Genomic DNA, 14,222 nt, shown 5'->3' on the forward strand with positions numbered 1-14,222 from the left:
CATGGCCGACGAGATGGCCGACGGTCCCACGGGTGGCCCGGTGGCGGTCCCGGCCCGGCAGCCCCAGCACGCTGGGAAGCGGGCGCTGCTGCTGTCGGGCTCGCTCGGGATGGGCCACGATGTCATGGCACAGGCCTGCGCACACTCGCTGACCCTGCGTGGGTTCTCCACCCGCACGCTGGACTCCCTGCGCATGATGGGTGGCCGTGCCGGTGCCATGGGGGAGGCCGTGTTCCGAGGAATGCTGGCCGTACCGGGCCTCTACGACGCGGTGCACTTTTCGCAGATGCGGCCGGGCGGCCCGTTGGCGCGGGTGATCGAGGCGACCGCGTCCCGGTTCCTTGTCCCCAGGCTGGCGTCGACGTTGCGCGAGCAGCCGGTCGAACTGCTTCTGTCGATCTTCGCGACCGGGGCCGCGGCGGCGAGTCGGATCAAGGCCGAGCATCCCGGCATGATCACAGCGGTGTTCTGTACGGATGTCTGCGTCCACCGGCTCTGGGTGCATGACAACACCGATCTGTACCTGGTCACCTCGGCCACGGCGGCGCGATTCGTCCGCCGGTTCCATCCCCAGGCGCGGATCGCCGTCGTCCCGACGCCGGTGCGTCAACCCTTCTACGACCCGCCGACGCAGGCCGCGGCCCGGGCCGCCCTCGGCATCCCCGCTGACGCGCGCTGCGTACTGCTGATGTCAGGCTCCTGGGGCCTCGGCCCGTTGGTCGCCGGTGCCCGGGCGTTGGCCGAGTCCGGCGTGTGGGTGATCGCGGTGGCCGGGCGCAACGCCTCGCTCGAGGCCCGGCTGCGGGGGCTGGCACGCACCCGTCAGCAGGTCATCCCGTTCGGTTTCACTGACCGTATTCCCGAACTGATGACAGCAAGTGATCTTGTGGTCACTTCGTCGGGGGACACCTGCAGCGAGGCCCGCGTGATCGGACGAGATCTCCTGCTGCTCGACGTCGTGCCCGGTCACGGCCGGGACAACCTCCAGCTCGAACTCGACCGGGGCCGGGCGGACGTGACCTCCGCGGACACCGCGTCCCTGCGCCGGTCAGTGCTTGCCGCGCTGGATCGCACCAAGCCGCCCTCGGTCCGCGTGGTCGGTACGCCGGACGCCTGGGAGCAGGCGTTCGGCGCCGCACTCAGCCAGGTCGAGCTGGGTAATGGCTGGTAGGACTGGTAAGAGACAGCCCGCGCGGGCGTGGTGCGGCAGCGGAGATGGGATGGTAGGGGACGTGGGACGCAGCGGTGGCACACGTACACACCCCGGCCGGATTCCGGGCGGCGCGTGAACAACGCGCTCGCCGTCGGCGCACCGATCGCGGTCGTGTCAGCGGCCTTCTACGGGATGGCTCCCATGATCCAGGCTGTCGCGGCGCGGCAGGCACCACCTGGTGGTGGGCTCGGGCTCGGGCTGTTGCTCCGTCTTACGGTGCGCCCGTTGTGGCTGCTCGGGCTCGCGGTCGAGGCCGGATCGTTCCTGTTGGAGGTGCTGGCCCTGTCGGTGGCCCCGGTGGCCCTTGTCGCGCCGCTGATGGCGGGCGACATGGTGGTCTTCGCGTTGCTGGCCCGACGGTTCCTCGGGGAGCGGATCAGCCGGGCCGGCTGGCGCGGGATGGCATCCATGGTCGCCGGAATCGCCCTGCTCACCTTTGCCTTCAGCCGCGGCGCCGAGGTCGGCGACCGGGCGAGCAACCATGACATGGGGCTGTTCCTGGCCTGCGGGCTGACGTTCACGGCTGTGGGCGCGTGGCTGGCGAACCGGGCGGGCAGAGGGGAGCGGATCGCCCAGGCAGCGCTGCTGTTCGGGCTGTCCGCGGGGGCCTGTTACGCGATCGCGACGTTGGCGACCCGTCAGATCGGCCTCTACCTGGACGATCATGAGCTGGCCCGTCTGCTGGCCACCCCGACCCCGTACGTTCTGATCCTTTTCTCCGTGCTTGCCCTGGGCCTGGAACAGCGGGGGCTGCAGGGGCAGGCTGCGGTGATCGCGTTTCCGGTGACCAGCGGGGTCTCGGCCTTCCTGCCGGTGATGCTCGGCCTGACCCTGTTCGGCGAGTCGGCGCCCGAAGGACCGCGGATGGTGGCCTTCGTCGCCTCCCTGCTGCTGGTCGCGGTCGGGATTTTCGGTCTTGGCAGGGACCGGGTGGCGACCAGTGCRCCCGAGCCGGAATCCCGGCCCGAGTCGCTGTCCGAACGATCACAGCGATGACCTGGAAGACCCCAYCTGGTACAGCGGATCGCCGATGCCGTCCGCGGGACAGCCGCTGCCCACGTTCTTCACGAAACCGGATTTTTCATGAAAGCGTACTTCTCGTAAGGACAGCTCCGCGCGGAAACGATCTGTCGTCGGCGAACGCGGTGATCCAGGTGATTCGCTCTGCCGTTCTGCCGGACCGGCTGTCCGGAGGCGGGGCACGCCCGGACCAGCCGAGCGGATCCCGCATCGCTGGGATGCGCGGCGACAGGCGATACGGGAGAAGAACGAGACGGCCCTGATGGGTTCGTTCTTGTCCGACCTGCCGACGGATCGGCTCGGCTGAACCTGCTGACCGGGACCTGACCGGCTGGCGGTCGCGTGTACGACGGTCAGATCAGACGTGGAACCTTTCCATTGCCCTACGGACACGGGAGTTCGCCTGGGCAAAGCTGATCTTTCCGTCAACGTATGCGGCGAGGGCGGTGCGGCGCACCCGCTCGGCACGCGGATCCTCCAGCGGGGTGCTGAGCAGGTTAGTCGTGACAGTGGCCACGCTGATCACCTCCCGTTGCGCGGAAACAACAGCGACAAAAAGACCGTCTGACAGCGTCAGAGGTGCAATGGATCCAGGGAAGGGTTCGCGCTCCATGACGATCGTCGTTCGGAGCGCCGTGTGATCGCTTACCTACGTCCCGCMGACGCGTGATCGTGGCAACCAATCGGATCTGCAGGCCGGGCGGAAGGGAAGCCTGAGACGCCCCGACCCTGGGGCTTCCGCCCAGTCGATGGCGTTCATGGCACCTACGCTCCTCCACGGCAACAGCGGGTGTGGATACCCGCCAGCAGGGTCGGGATGACGTCTGCCCGCGTCCGTCGTCAAGACCAACGCTGGAAGAACCACAACCCGACCGGACAGCTACAAGAGTGCGCTGTTGTGGGCCCGATCGCAAGACCCTTTCTGTCAGGTCATCGATCTTATCCTGACAGCGACCATCGCGGTGGCTCGCCGGTCGGCCGCTGCCGGCCGGCGTTGCCGCGAACACGAAGGCCGCCTGGGCGTCGTGCCCTGGGCGGCCGGAGATTACGGCGGTCACACCTTTATATGATCATGCTCTTGCGCCTGGGACCCGGCAGCGGCCCCGGGATCCGGGCCTCGATCCCGGGTGGCCCGGTTCCCGGGGCCCGGGAAGCGAGGTCCGACGACGACGCGATCATGCTGTCCGCCGTGCCGCCGTCGATTGTCCGGATCCTTCAGCGTCCAGTTCTTTCAGCTTCGATGGAGCACCGCCTCGTCGAGAATGACCCACAGTCGGGGCGGGCTGTCGCCGGTCAACCGATTCTGCCGGTATGAATAGTTACAGAATCTTGAGGATGTGAGGAGATCTCACCGTGTTCGTTTCTGGCATGTTAATTGTGTCCTGATCGTTTGAACGGTGTTCCGGCTGGGTGCCGGTAAATGCGCGGCGGCGCGGGACCGGCGTCCTGTGTTTCATCCGGGTTCCTCCTGGCGGGGCCCGTAACGTCCGCTCGCCGTGAACCGGAGACGGACGAGGGCGTGCCTGCCCGGCGTGTCCCTGATCGGAGATCCGCGCCGGCCGTGCCAGGGGACTAATCCGTATTCGCCGGAGAGGGCCCGAGCGGCGCGGAACCGTATACGGCAGATTTGTTTTTTTGTCTGTCGGATCCCTGTCCGGCGTCGCGGGTCCGCTCAGGTAGTGTTGCTGTTCTCAGCAACGCAGGACGCGTCGAGGAGGTGAGTCCCATTCCCACGGTGTCAGGTCCCGCGGTGTCAGGTCCCATGACGTCAGGTCCGATGGCATCAGGTTCCACTGTGTCAGGCTGGGCGCTCCCACCTTACGGCCGTGTGATCCGACCGCACGGTGCGCTGGGGGCTCAGGCCTCCCGGCAGCACGAAAGAAACATGATCGTGCCGCTTTCGGYTCGCTAGGTGGCCAGGAGGGCGCCCTTCGGCATCCCGAAAGGTTCCCGTGTCGTTTTCTCCAGCACCTTCTCCAGCACCGTCGTCTCTGCCCGCCGTCGTTGCCAGGCTGCGGGCCGTCGGCTGTGTCTTCGCCGAGGATGAGGCGCGGCTGCTCTTTCGCGCGGCGCGGACCGAGGACGAGCTTGCCGCCATGGYGGATCGGCGGGCCGCCGGCCTGCCCCTTGAGCACATCCTTGGCTGGGCGTGGTTCTGCGGCCTGCGGATAGCCGTGGACCCCGGTGTCTTCGTGCCCCGACGCCGCACCGAGTTCCTCGTCCAGCAGGCTGTCGCTCTCGTCCGGCGGCTGGCCGCCGGCCGCGTCGGCCAGCCGCCAAACCGGCCGGCGGCGGTCGTCGTCGACCTGTGCTGCGGCTCGGGCGCGGTGGGCGTCGCGCTGCTTACGGCCCTGGACGCGGTCGAGTTGTACGCGGCCGACCTCGACCCGGCCGCGGTGCGGTGCGCCCGCCGCAACCTTGCCGGCGCCGGAGGCCAGGTGTACGAGGGCGATCTTTACGAGCCGCTGCCCGTCGCGCTGCGGGGACGCGTCGACATCCTGGCCGCCAACGCGCCCTACGTGCCCACCGAGGAGATCGGGCTGCTGCCTCCCGAAGCCCGTGTCCACGAGCCGCGGATGGCACTCGACGGCGGTGCGGACGGGCTTGACGTCCTACGGCGGGTGACCGCCGAGGCGCCACAGTGGTTGGCGCCGGGCGGCCGCCTGCTGGTCGAGACCAGCGGGCGGCAGGCGGCACGGACCGTCGAAACCGTCGCCCGCAACGGGCTGCTCCCACAGGTGGTCACGTCCGATGAGCTGAACGCCACCGTCGTCATCGGAACGAAGCCCACCCGGTAGGGAGGGATCCCCTACCACGGCCTGCCGGCCGCCCTCCGTCCGGCCGGCAGGCCGTGGTCCTGCGGGAGATGAGAGCTCAGGGCCGGGGGTGCGCGGACGTGGGGCTCCGGGCCTTCACCTGGCCAGAAAGAGGAAAACAGAAAGAGGAGGAGAGAAAAGAAAGAAAGAAGAAGAGGAGAAAAGAAAAGGCGAGAACGGGCAGGTGAAGATCAGTTCTGCTGTTCCGTCGGAGCGGGACGCAGAACCGCGCCCAGCGGGTGCGGCTCGTCGCCGGCCGCGTCCCGCAGGGCGAGCGCCGCTCGGTCGACGCCGTCGACGGTCCGCACGTCCGCGCCTGTCGGTCCGGGCTCCGCGAGATCGTCAGGACGGATCCGGTCGGGCACGGCTATGTAGTCACCGTCGGTGAAGGGTCGGAGGTCGGCGCCGAGCGGTGTCGTTTCCGTTTCCTGCCCGGGTGAAAGCCTGGCCACAGCGTCACGGCTCCTTTGTCACAGTGTCTGAATGGCGACGATTTCGGCTGTGCCGCCGGGGCCACTGCTGTTGGTCACCCGGACACGTACCGGTCGGCCGGAAGCCTTGGCGGCGGTGGCGATTGTCAGGACTTCTGATTCGGTCGGGTCCGRCTCGGTGTAGATCCGCCGCCATCCGACATAGCCAATCGTGTAGCGGTACTCGATCCAGGCCGTGCTGCCTCCCGCAAAGACGTTCAGGACGTATGCGTCGTAGTCGATCCACTGGCTTTGGTCCCAACCAGAACGCGCCATGACCGGCCTCCCCCTGTGCGTGGCCCAAGACGACGACCTCGGGCTTGGCTACCAAGGGTGATTTTTGCGTCGCCGCTGTGCTATCTCCAATCCGACACGGTCCACTAACCGACCCGGCGGTCCGGTCCCTCGCCGCCTGCGTCGGAAGCCGTCAACATCTCGTCAGGACGCCTGCGGCCGGTCAGAAGTCCTGCGATCAAGTTTTGTGATCAAGATGGGAAGGCCTGTGGAAGTCCCGGCAAGTTCTGAGGCTCTTCACARCATGTTCCCAGCTTCCGCGGTCATCGTCCGTGTCCATGAGCTTCACGCGGTATCCGGCCGGCGGGACACGGACGCGCGGATCGAGCCGCGTGGGCGCGGCGACGCCCACGCGGGAACCAGGTCCCCCGCGCCTGCCGGGAGGCCGGGTCGTGTCGGGCGCGGCCCGCGGCCGGCCCGTGCCGCCGCGCTGGTCGCCGGGGCTCGCCGTACGGCTCGCCCTGGCGGCATGGGGAGTCGTGGTCGTGGCCCTGTGGTGGTTCGACACCTCCGCGTCCAGCGTCCACGGTGCCGGGCCCGCCATGACCGCGGCCGGCCGGGTCAGCGGCCTGCTGGCGGCCTACCTGGTGCTCGTGCAACTCCTGTTCATGGCGCGGATCCCCGTCCTCGAACGGGCGGTCGGGTTCGACCGGCTGGCGGCCTGGCACCGCGGGCTGGGCACGAACGTCGTGCTGCTCATCGTTGTCCACATCCTGCTCACGGTGTGGGGCTACGGCCTGACCACGCATCATCAGCCACTGTCCGAGCTCGTCACAGTGGTCACGACCTACCCGGAGATGTGGAAGGCGACCGTCGGCACCCTGCTGTTCGTGGCCGTCGGGGTGGTCAGCGCCCGCGCGGTCCGGCGGCGCGTCTCCTACGAGGCCTGGTATCTGCTGCACCTCACCGTCTACCTTGCCGTGCTCCTGGTGTACTCCCACCAGACGGCGACCGGCGTGGACTTCGTCGGCCATCCGGTCAACCGGCTGCTGTGGCAGGGGATGTACCTGGCGGTCGCCGCCTGCCTGGTCGTCTGGCGGCTGGTCCTGCCGGCGGTGGCCGTCGCCCGGCACCGGATGACGGTGGAGCGGGTGGTCCACGAGGCACCCGGGGTCGTCTCGGTCTGGATCCGTGGCCGTGACCTGCATCGTCTCGGCGCGGTGGCGGGGCAGTTCCTGCTCTGGCGGTTCGCCGTCCGCGGGCATCTCGTCAGCGCGCACCCCTATTCGCTGTCCGCCCCGCCGCGGCCGGACCGGCTGCGCATCACGGTCAGGGCCACGGGCGACCACTCTCGCGCGATCGCCCACCTGCGGCCGGGCACCCCGGTCGTGGCCGAAGGCCCGTTCGGGCACTTCACCGCCGAGCACGCCACCCGGGGCAGGACGCTGCTCGTCGGCGGGGGCAGCGGGATCGGACCGGTCCGGGCGCTCGCGGAGGACCTGCTCGCCCGCGGCGACGACGTCGTCGTGGTGCACCGGGTCAGCCGGGCGGACGATCTCATCCTGTGGCTGGAGTTCGAGAGGCTGGCCGGCAACGGACGGCTGATCGTCCACCGCGTGGTCGGTTCCCGGCACGACCTCGGATACGACCCGCTGGCGGCGCGTTTCCTCGTCGCGGCCGTGCCGGACGTCGCCGAACGGGATGTCTTCGTCTGCGGCCCCCCCGGGATGACACGCGCGGTCGTCCAGGCGCTGCGCGGCCTCGGGCTGTCCGACAAGCAGATCCACACCGAGGAGTTCACGCTGAGATGAACGAGAATGCCGGAAAGCCCTACCGGGCGCGGCTCGGCTTCGCCGCGCTGATGGCGACCGTCGCCCTGGCGGTCGGCGCGAAGACCGCGACCGGGCCCGGTGAGCGGCCCGTGGCGCTCGCCGTCACGCCGGCCACAGCCGGGGCGAGCCAGCAGCCCGCCACGACGGGCGACCCGGCTCCGGCTCCGGCTACGGCTCCGACGTCGGCTTCGGGTGACGGCAACTCGACTTCGGCGTCCGGCGACRCCGGTTCGTCCGGTTCGAACTCCTCCGGTTCGAGCTCATCCGGACCAGGCTCCGCCGGTTCGCCGTCGGGTTCGGGCCCATCGGGTACGGCCACCGCCCAGACGGTGACGGGCGACGCCGTGAGCACCCGCTACGGCTCCGTGCAGGTCCAGGTCGTCCTGAGCGGAAAGACGATCACTGATGTGGTGGCCCTGCGGCTACCGGACCGGGAGCGGCGTGATATTGAGATCAACAACTGGGCGGTGCCGATCCTGCGCCAGGAGGTGCTCGACGCCCAGAGCGCCCGGATCGACACCGTCTCCGGGGCCTCCTACACCAGCTACGGTTACGCGCAGTCCGTCCAGTCCGCCCTGGACAGGGCCGGTGCCTAGCCGGCCGGGCCGGGTCCACGCCGAACCGGTGATGGGCACGGTCGTCAGCATCGACATCCGCCGCCTGCCCGACGCCGCGGAACTGGGCCCGTCGGAACTGGACACGGCGATCGCGGCGGCGGTCGCGGTGCTGCACCGGGCGGACGAGGACTTCAGCACCTTCCTGCCGGGCTCCTGGGTCTCCCGGCTGCGGCGCGGCGAGATCGGCCTCGACGACTGCCCGGACCACGTCCGCGAGGTGTACCGGACAGCCGACGCCTGCCGGGAGCGGACCGGCGGAAGCTTCGACCCGGCCTGGCGGGTGGACGGCACCCTGGATCCGACCGGTCTGGTCAAGGGCTGGGCGGCCGATGCGGCATCCCGGGCGCTGACCGACGCCGGCGCCCCGGACCACTGCGTCAACGCGGCCGGAGACCTGCTGGTCCGGGGAGCCTCGGGGACGGGCCGGCCCTGGCGGGTCGGGATCGCCGACCCCTTCGAGCGGGCCCGGCTCGTCGCGGTGGTCGAAGGTACGGATCTCGCCGTCGCCACGTCCGGTGTCTCGGAGCGGGGCGGACACGTCGTCGACCCGCGCACCGGGACCCCGGCGAGTGCGCTGGCCTCGGTCACCATCGTCGGGGCGGACCTGACCCTGGCGGACGCCTACGCCACGGCCRCCCTGGCCGCCGGCCACGCCGCGCCGGCCCTGCTCGCCGATCTCGCCCGGCAGGGATGGGCCTGGCTGACGGTCGACRCCACCGGTCGGCTGGCCCGTTCGGCCGGCTTCCCCGGTCAGGTGGYCGCCACCGCGTCCGCGCCGTCCAACGGCATCATACCGCCGGATATGCACCCATCAGAGCGGCTTTCCTCCGCACTCACCCGGTCCACTCCCACCGCTGCCGGGCCCGGATGACTGGCCCGACGCGGGAGACGGGTGAGACTGGGCGGATGGAGCGTCCGCTCAAAGTTCTCGTCGTCGACGACGAGGAGGCGATCACCGATCTTGTCGTCATGGCGTTGCGTTACGAGGGTTTCGACGTGCACGCCRTGCATTCCGGACAGGCGGCGCTGACCCGGGTCGCGCTGTCACCACCGGACCTGCTCGTGCTGGACGTCATGCTCCCCGACATCGATGGGTTCACGCTCTGTCAGCGGCTGCGCGGTTCGTGGCGGGGCATGCCAACCCTGTTCCTGACAGCCCGCGACGCCACCGAGGACAAGGTGCACGGGCTGACCCTCGGCGGGGACGACTACGTCACGAAGCCGTTCGCTGTCAGCGAGCTGGTCGCCCGGGTCCGCACGATCCTGCGTCGGGCCGGGGCCGCCGACAGCGCGCCCGGGCCACTGCGCTTCAGCGATCTCGAACTCGACCCGGAGACCCGAGAGGTGCGGCGTGGTGGGCGGCACGTGGAGCTGACCGCCACCGAGTACCGCCTGCTGCACTACCTGCTGGCGAACGCCCGCAAGGTGCTCACCCGGGCCCAGCTTCTCGACCACGTCTGGGGGCACGACTTCGGCGGGGAGGCACGGGTCCTGGAGACCTACATCAGCTATCTGCGGCGCAAGATCGACCCTGTTCCGCCATCGTTGATCCATACGGTGCGTGGCGTCGGTTACGTTCTGCGTCTGCCGCGTTGAGTGGACCGGTCATGTCGCTGCGCGCCCGGCTGCTGCTGGCTCTGGTGGGTCTGCTGGCGGTCGGCATGGCCCTCGGCGCGGCCGGTACACACGGCGCGGTGGCGACCTACCTGCGCGGCCGGCTGGACCAGCAGGTACGCGATGCCCATCCGGTCATGGAACAGACGCTCCTGCGGGCCAGCGGATACGGTGACCGCGGCTCCGGCGACTCAGGTGGTTATGATCTTGGCGAGCGCGCTTCCGGCGGGGGCGACTCCGACGACCATGACCCACGTTTCGGCAGCGCGTTCCTGGTCGGCACCTACGGGGCGTTGTATGACGGCAGCGGCYGCCGACTGGCCGAGACCAGCCCCAGTCCCAGCCCCGGCGGCCCGAGCACTCCGACCCGGCGTCCGGACGTCACACCGAGCCTGCTCGCCACCGCGCAGACCCATCCGGACCTCGCGACCGTCCCGCTGTGGACGGTGCCCGCCCAGGGTGGTGGGAGCCGGTTCAGGATGCTTGCCGAACGCTTCGACAACGCGGACGTCCTCGTCGTCGCCGTGCCGTTCACGGAGATGGACGCCACTCTCGACAACGTCACCAGGATCGAGATCGTCGCGAGTTCGGTGATGCTGGCCGCGCTGGCCGTGTCGGCCTACGTCATCATCCGTCTTGGCCTGCGTCCCCTCATCCGGATCGAACAGACCGCGGACCTGATCGCACGGGGTGACCTGACGAAACGGGTCGCCGACGCCGACCCCCRCACCGAAGTGGGGCGGCTCGGGCTCACCTTCAACGCGATGCTCACCCGGATCGAGGCGGCCTTCCAGGCCCGTGAGGCATCCGAACGGCGGCTGCGCCGCTTCGTCGGGGACGCCAGCCACGAACTGCGGACCCCGCTGACCTCGATCCGCGGCTACGCCGAGATGTTCCACCGGGGCGCCGCGAACCGGCCCGAGGATCTCGCGACGGTCATGCGCCGCATCGAGGAGGAGTCCGCCCGGATGAGCGTCCTGGTCGACGACCTGCTGCTGCTCGCCCGGCTGGACCAGCGGCCGGTGCTGGAACGCCAGCCCGTCGATGTCTCGGCCATGGTCCGTGACGTCGTCACCGACGCCCGGGCGGTCAACCCGAACCGGACGATCGAGGACGAGGTGCCGTCGATCCTCGAGGTGGCCGGGGACGAGGGACGGCTGCGCCAGGCCGTCGGAAACCTCGTCCGCAACGCCGTGGTCCACACCCCGCCCGGCACCGCGATATCCGTTGTTGCGGCACCGGGCGGGGCCGGCGCCGCAGGCCCGGATCCGGCCGCCCACCGCGGCGTGGGCCCGGCGGAGGACAGCCGAACCGGTGAGGTCGTCATCTCGGTGATCGACCACGGGGACGGCGTCCCCGAGGACGCCGTCCCGCACCTTTTCGAACGTTTCTACCGGGCCGACACGGGTCGTTCCCGGGACGGCGGCGGGACCGGACTGGGCCTGTCCATCGTGGCGGCCGTCGCCGCCGCGCACGGCGGACGGGTTGAGTACCGGCCGACCCCGGGAGGCGGGGCGACCTTCCAGCTCATCCTGCTGCCATGGTGGGCAGACCCCCGTCCGGACGACGAGGGCACCGCGACGGCATGACCGGCCGCGGGTCGTCTCCGGCAGGCATCAGCGCGCTCGCCTGACCGGATTCGTGCCCCTGCCGGGTCCGACCGGGGATCGGGATGTGCTGGCGGCTGACCGGCTCCGCCTATTCTGGGCGCATGCCGGAGCCCGTGAACTTCGACCGGATGGCCGACCGCTACGACGCGACGCGCGGCGGAGCCGAGCGTGGGCATCTCGTCGCCGGCGCGCTCGCGCCGTACCTGCCCGCCGGAGCGTTGCTGGAGATCGGAGTCGGTACCGGGCTGATCGCCAGTGTCTTCGCGAAGCGTGGTTGGTCGGTAACCGGTATCGATCTTTCCGAGCGGATGCTCGCCCACGCCCACCGTCGAATTCCGGGGCGTATCGCGCGAGCCGACGCCTCGGCGATCCCGTTCGCCGACGGCAGCGTTGACGCGTGCGTCGCAGTCCACGTCCTGCACCTCGTCGGGAACATACCGGCTGTCCTGCGTGAGGTCGCCCGGGTGCTGCGGCCGGGCGGCCGGCTCGCGGTCGCCGGCGCCGGGGAATCGGTCGTCACCTCCGACATCTCAGAGATCATCCGGTCGATGAACAACGGGCTGACGGGCGGCTCACCGCGTCCGGACGCCCCGGATGCCGTCATCCGCCTCGCGGCGCAGAGCGGTCTGCGCCTTGTCGCGGACTTCGCCATCGACCGCTCCGGCGGGYCGGCAACTCCGGCGGCCGTCGTCGATCAGATCCAGCGCCGGACGTGGTCGCAGCTGTGGGATCTCCCCACCGAGAAGTGGGCCATGTTCGTCGAACCCGCACTCGACGCGCTGCGTACTCTCCCGCATCCCAGCCGGCCCCGGCCGACCGGGGCGAGGACGCCCTCGCTCGTCTTCGAGAACACCGGTCTGTCAGCCGCCTGACCTGCGGGCTGGCGGGTTTCCGTCCAGACGGTTCTTCCCGTGGCGACGGTGAGCGTCAGTGGATGGCGGACAGCGCCTGGTTGACCGCCGCGGCGTCGAACCGCTCCGGGGCGAAGTCGATGGCGTTGTCGACGCCCAGCCATTCCAGCTTCTCGTCGTACTCGGGGTGGTCGGGATTCTTCAGCACCTGCAGCAGCTCGACATACCCCCAGATACCGCCGCAGTCCTCCGGTGGGGCGGCGCGGCGCCCGCCGGTGCAGCGGGGATAGCGCACCGCCGGGTCCGGGCTGAAAACYTTCTCCACCAGGACGTCGTGTTCCCAGCTGTCGCCGAAGTCGTAGGTGTAAAGAATCCTGTCGTTCGAGGTGGGTGCGACCTGTTCCAGCGTCACCGCCGCCTCGGCGCGGTAGTCCAGCTCCGCGTCGGGGCGGCCGAAACTGCCGTACCGGGTCTCGAAGACATGCAGATGGGAGTCGTACCAGCCGAACGCGGCCTGGATGACGTTGTGYAGCCGCTCGAGACGGATGTCGGCGGGCACCTCCAGCCGGCGCCAGATCGGCGGTTTTGTACCACGCAGACCCACTTTGATCTGGTAGATCGGCGCCGGTCCGGCTGCCTTCTTCCGTTTCGCCGGCAGCGCCACCGACGGCGCGATGCTGGGCGGGGCCAGTGCGAAGCCGTCAGGGATCAGCACGGGGCCACCGGATGTTGGCAGCGGCCGGCCGCCGCGAACGAGGCCCGCGCCGCCTGCCCGCCGCTCCAGCAGCGTCAGGCCGGGGTCGATGCCGGGGTCGAGGCCGAGGCCGTCCTCGTCGTCGGTGGGATGCGGCGCGGGCGGCCTGCTGGGCTCCGGCAGGGTTGCCAGCCGGGCCCGTAGCAGCATCGCCAGGGCCGGATAGGCCGGGCCGTCGTTGTCGTCATCGCCGTCGAGAAATTCGGCCAGGTTGAGAGCGACGTCGCCCGCGTCGTGCACCGCCCGGGCGGCGAGGGCGTTCTCGGCCTGCCAGCGGAACTCCTCCGGGCTCAGGCTTTCGGCCCTGATCCGGATGCCGTCGGCACTGGCAACGGTATGCAGCATTTCGACTGCTTCAGATAGCTTGTCGGCGTCGAGGACGAGAATGTCGACGGCGGCGCCGCAGTCGTTGTGGTCGACATTGATGATGACGGCGTGCCCGCGTCCCGCTCGATGGAACGAGCAGACCAGCATCGACGCTTCTCCCTGATCGTCGTTCAGGCGCTGAAAGTCACCGGCCGTCACCGGTGCCTCCAGTTCGTCCGCCCATACCGGGCGGACGATGCCGTCCTCGACCAGACGGTCGGCGGCGTCGCCCGCGGCCGTGCCGAGGCGGCCTGGCGCGACGGAACCGATCGCCAGCAGCGTCGCCAGCGCCTCCGCGGTGCCCGCGGTTTCCAACGCCGGGACAAGCCCGCGGACGAACGCCTCCTCGGCCTCCTCACCGATCAGGTCACCGGCCGAGAGCAACGTCGCGCCGAGAGCTTCCGCCTCCATCGGGTCGTCGACGGTGAGCAGAAGCTCCCCGCTCGCGAGCAGCCCGTCGATGACCAGATCCAGCTCGTCGCCGCCCGAACACTGCGGGCAGTCGCAGGCGTCCAGCGTGTCCGGGGTGTCCGACGTGGGCGGCACAGTGGGGCGTGACCCGCTCCTGGCGTCCCTGGAGGAAGTCCTCCGCCTGCTCCCGCGGCCACGGCTGGTGGGGCTCATATGGCAAGTCTGCCCCCATCCGCCGCGCCCGACTCGTCCGGTACCGCATGGCCCGCCGGGCAGGCCCGTCCGGCGCAGATCTCGGCGCACCCGCACCGAACAGTAGACGATGCCGGCGAACGGCAGATCATGCGGATGATGAGCTGTGTTCAGCGCCGTCCCCGCCCGCCTTCGACCTGGAGCGACATCGCATGAAGGTGA

The 14,222-nt window shown here is 70.0% G+C and carries 13 protein-coding genes and 1 pseudogene; 9 read left to right on the top strand and 5 right to left on the bottom strand.

All coding sequences use genetic code 11. From position 1 onward, the window contains the following. Nucleotide 1: 1 nt before the first annotated feature. Together BL254_RS17000 and BL254_RS17005 are read left to right on the top strand one after the other, a co-directional pair. The gene (locus BL254_RS17000) at nucleotides 2–1,171 is read left to right on the top strand and encodes an MGDG synthase family glycosyltransferase (RefSeq protein WP_047223091.1); all 1,170 of its coding nucleotides are present in this window, start codon (nucleotides 2–4) and stop codon (nucleotides 1,169–1,171) included. Nucleotides 1,172–1,285: 114 nt separating this feature from the next. Beyond that, nucleotides 1,286–2,209 carry a hypothetical protein gene (locus tag BL254_RS17005; protein WP_047223090.1) on the top strand — a complete coding sequence of 308 codons (924 nt, stop codon included), beginning with the start codon at nucleotides 1,286–1,288 and terminating at the stop codon, nucleotides 2,207–2,209. A gap of 382 nt (nucleotides 2,210–2,591) precedes the next feature. On the opposite strand, the gene BL254_RS27225 is transcribed toward BL254_RS17005, so the two are convergent. Together BL254_RS27225 and BL254_RS28545 are read right to left on the bottom strand one after the other, a co-directional pair. Next, entirely contained in the window at nucleotides 2,592–2,750 is a 159-nt protein-coding gene (locus tag BL254_RS27225) for a hypothetical protein (RefSeq protein WP_013875315.1), read from the bottom strand. Between the two features lie 714 nt (nucleotides 2,751–3,464). Beyond that, nucleotides 3,465–3,536: pseudogene (locus BL254_RS28545) on the bottom strand (hypothetical protein); the annotation flags it as partial. Between the two features lie 649 nt (nucleotides 3,537–4,185). On the opposite strand from BL254_RS28545, the gene BL254_RS17015 reads away from it, so the two are divergent. Beyond that, nucleotides 4,186–5,031, top strand: a complete 846-nt coding sequence (locus BL254_RS17015) for a putative protein N(5)-glutamine methyltransferase (RefSeq protein WP_076844029.1) — start codon at nucleotides 4,186–4,188, stop codon at nucleotides 5,029–5,031. Nucleotides 5,032–5,240: 209 nt separating this feature from the next. Here the strand turns inward: BL254_RS17015 and BL254_RS17020 are convergent, their stop codons facing one another. Continuing rightward, nucleotides 5,241–5,501: a hypothetical protein gene (locus BL254_RS17020; RefSeq protein ID WP_047223088.1), complete on the bottom strand. Its 261-nt coding sequence runs from the start codon at nucleotides 5,499–5,501 to the stop codon at nucleotides 5,241–5,243. An 18-nt stretch (nucleotides 5,502–5,519) separates the two neighbouring features. Next, nucleotides 5,520–5,795, bottom strand: coding sequence for a hypothetical protein (locus BL254_RS17025; protein WP_076844031.1), 276 nt, complete (start codon nucleotides 5,793–5,795; stop codon nucleotides 5,520–5,522). Nucleotides 5,796–6,205: 410 nt separating this feature from the next. On the opposite strand from BL254_RS17025, the gene BL254_RS17030 reads away from it, so the two are divergent. The 6 genes from BL254_RS17030 to BL254_RS17055 all read left to right on the top strand — a co-directional run bounded on the left by BL254_RS17030 (nucleotide 6,206) and on the right by BL254_RS17055 (nucleotide 12,298). Then, nucleotides 6,206–7,564, top strand: a complete 1,359-nt coding sequence (locus BL254_RS17030) for a ferric reductase-like transmembrane domain-containing protein (protein WP_047223126.1) — start codon at nucleotides 6,206–6,208, stop codon at nucleotides 7,562–7,564. After that, on the top strand, nucleotides 7,561–8,181 hold the full coding sequence (locus BL254_RS17035; RefSeq protein ID WP_076844033.1) for an FMN-binding protein: 621 nt from the start codon (nucleotides 7,561–7,563) through the stop codon (nucleotides 8,179–8,181). Before BL254_RS17030 ends, BL254_RS17035 begins: the two co-directional genes overlap by 4 nt. Nucleotides 8,182–8,212: 31 nt before the next feature. After that, on the top strand, nucleotides 8,213–9,073 hold the full coding sequence (locus BL254_RS17040) for an FAD:protein FMN transferase (RefSeq protein ID WP_175648404.1): 861 nt from the start codon (nucleotides 8,213–8,215) through the stop codon (nucleotides 9,071–9,073). 35 nt (nucleotides 9,074–9,108) lie between these two features. Continuing rightward, nucleotides 9,109–9,798: a response regulator transcription factor gene (locus BL254_RS17045; RefSeq protein ID WP_175648402.1), complete on the top strand. Its 690-nt coding sequence runs from the start codon at nucleotides 9,109–9,111 to the stop codon at nucleotides 9,796–9,798. 11 nt (nucleotides 9,799–9,809) lie between these two features. After that, complete coding sequence (locus tag BL254_RS17050) at nucleotides 9,810–11,405, top strand: cell wall metabolism sensor histidine kinase WalK (protein ID WP_076844039.1); 1,596 nt, start codon at nucleotides 9,810–9,812, stop codon at nucleotides 11,403–11,405. A 122-nt stretch (nucleotides 11,406–11,527) separates the two neighbouring features. Next, on the top strand, nucleotides 11,528–12,298 hold the full coding sequence (locus BL254_RS17055; RefSeq protein ID WP_076844077.1) for a class I SAM-dependent methyltransferase: 771 nt from the start codon (nucleotides 11,528–11,530) through the stop codon (nucleotides 12,296–12,298). Nucleotides 12,299–12,353: 55 nt separating this feature from the next. Here BL254_RS17055 and BL254_RS17060 read toward each other — a convergent pair whose 3' ends face one another. Beyond that, nucleotides 12,354–13,943: a plasmid pRiA4b ORF-3 family protein gene (locus tag BL254_RS17060; RefSeq protein ID WP_235433500.1), complete on the bottom strand. Its 1,590-nt coding sequence runs from the start codon at nucleotides 13,941–13,943 to the stop codon at nucleotides 12,354–12,356. Nucleotides 13,944–14,222: the final 279 nt, after the last annotated feature.

This window comes from Protofrankia sp. BMG5.30 (assembly GCF_001983005.1).
Classification (GTDB): domain Bacteria; phylum Actinomycetota; class Actinomycetes; order Frankiales; family Frankiaceae; genus Protofrankia; species Protofrankia coriariae.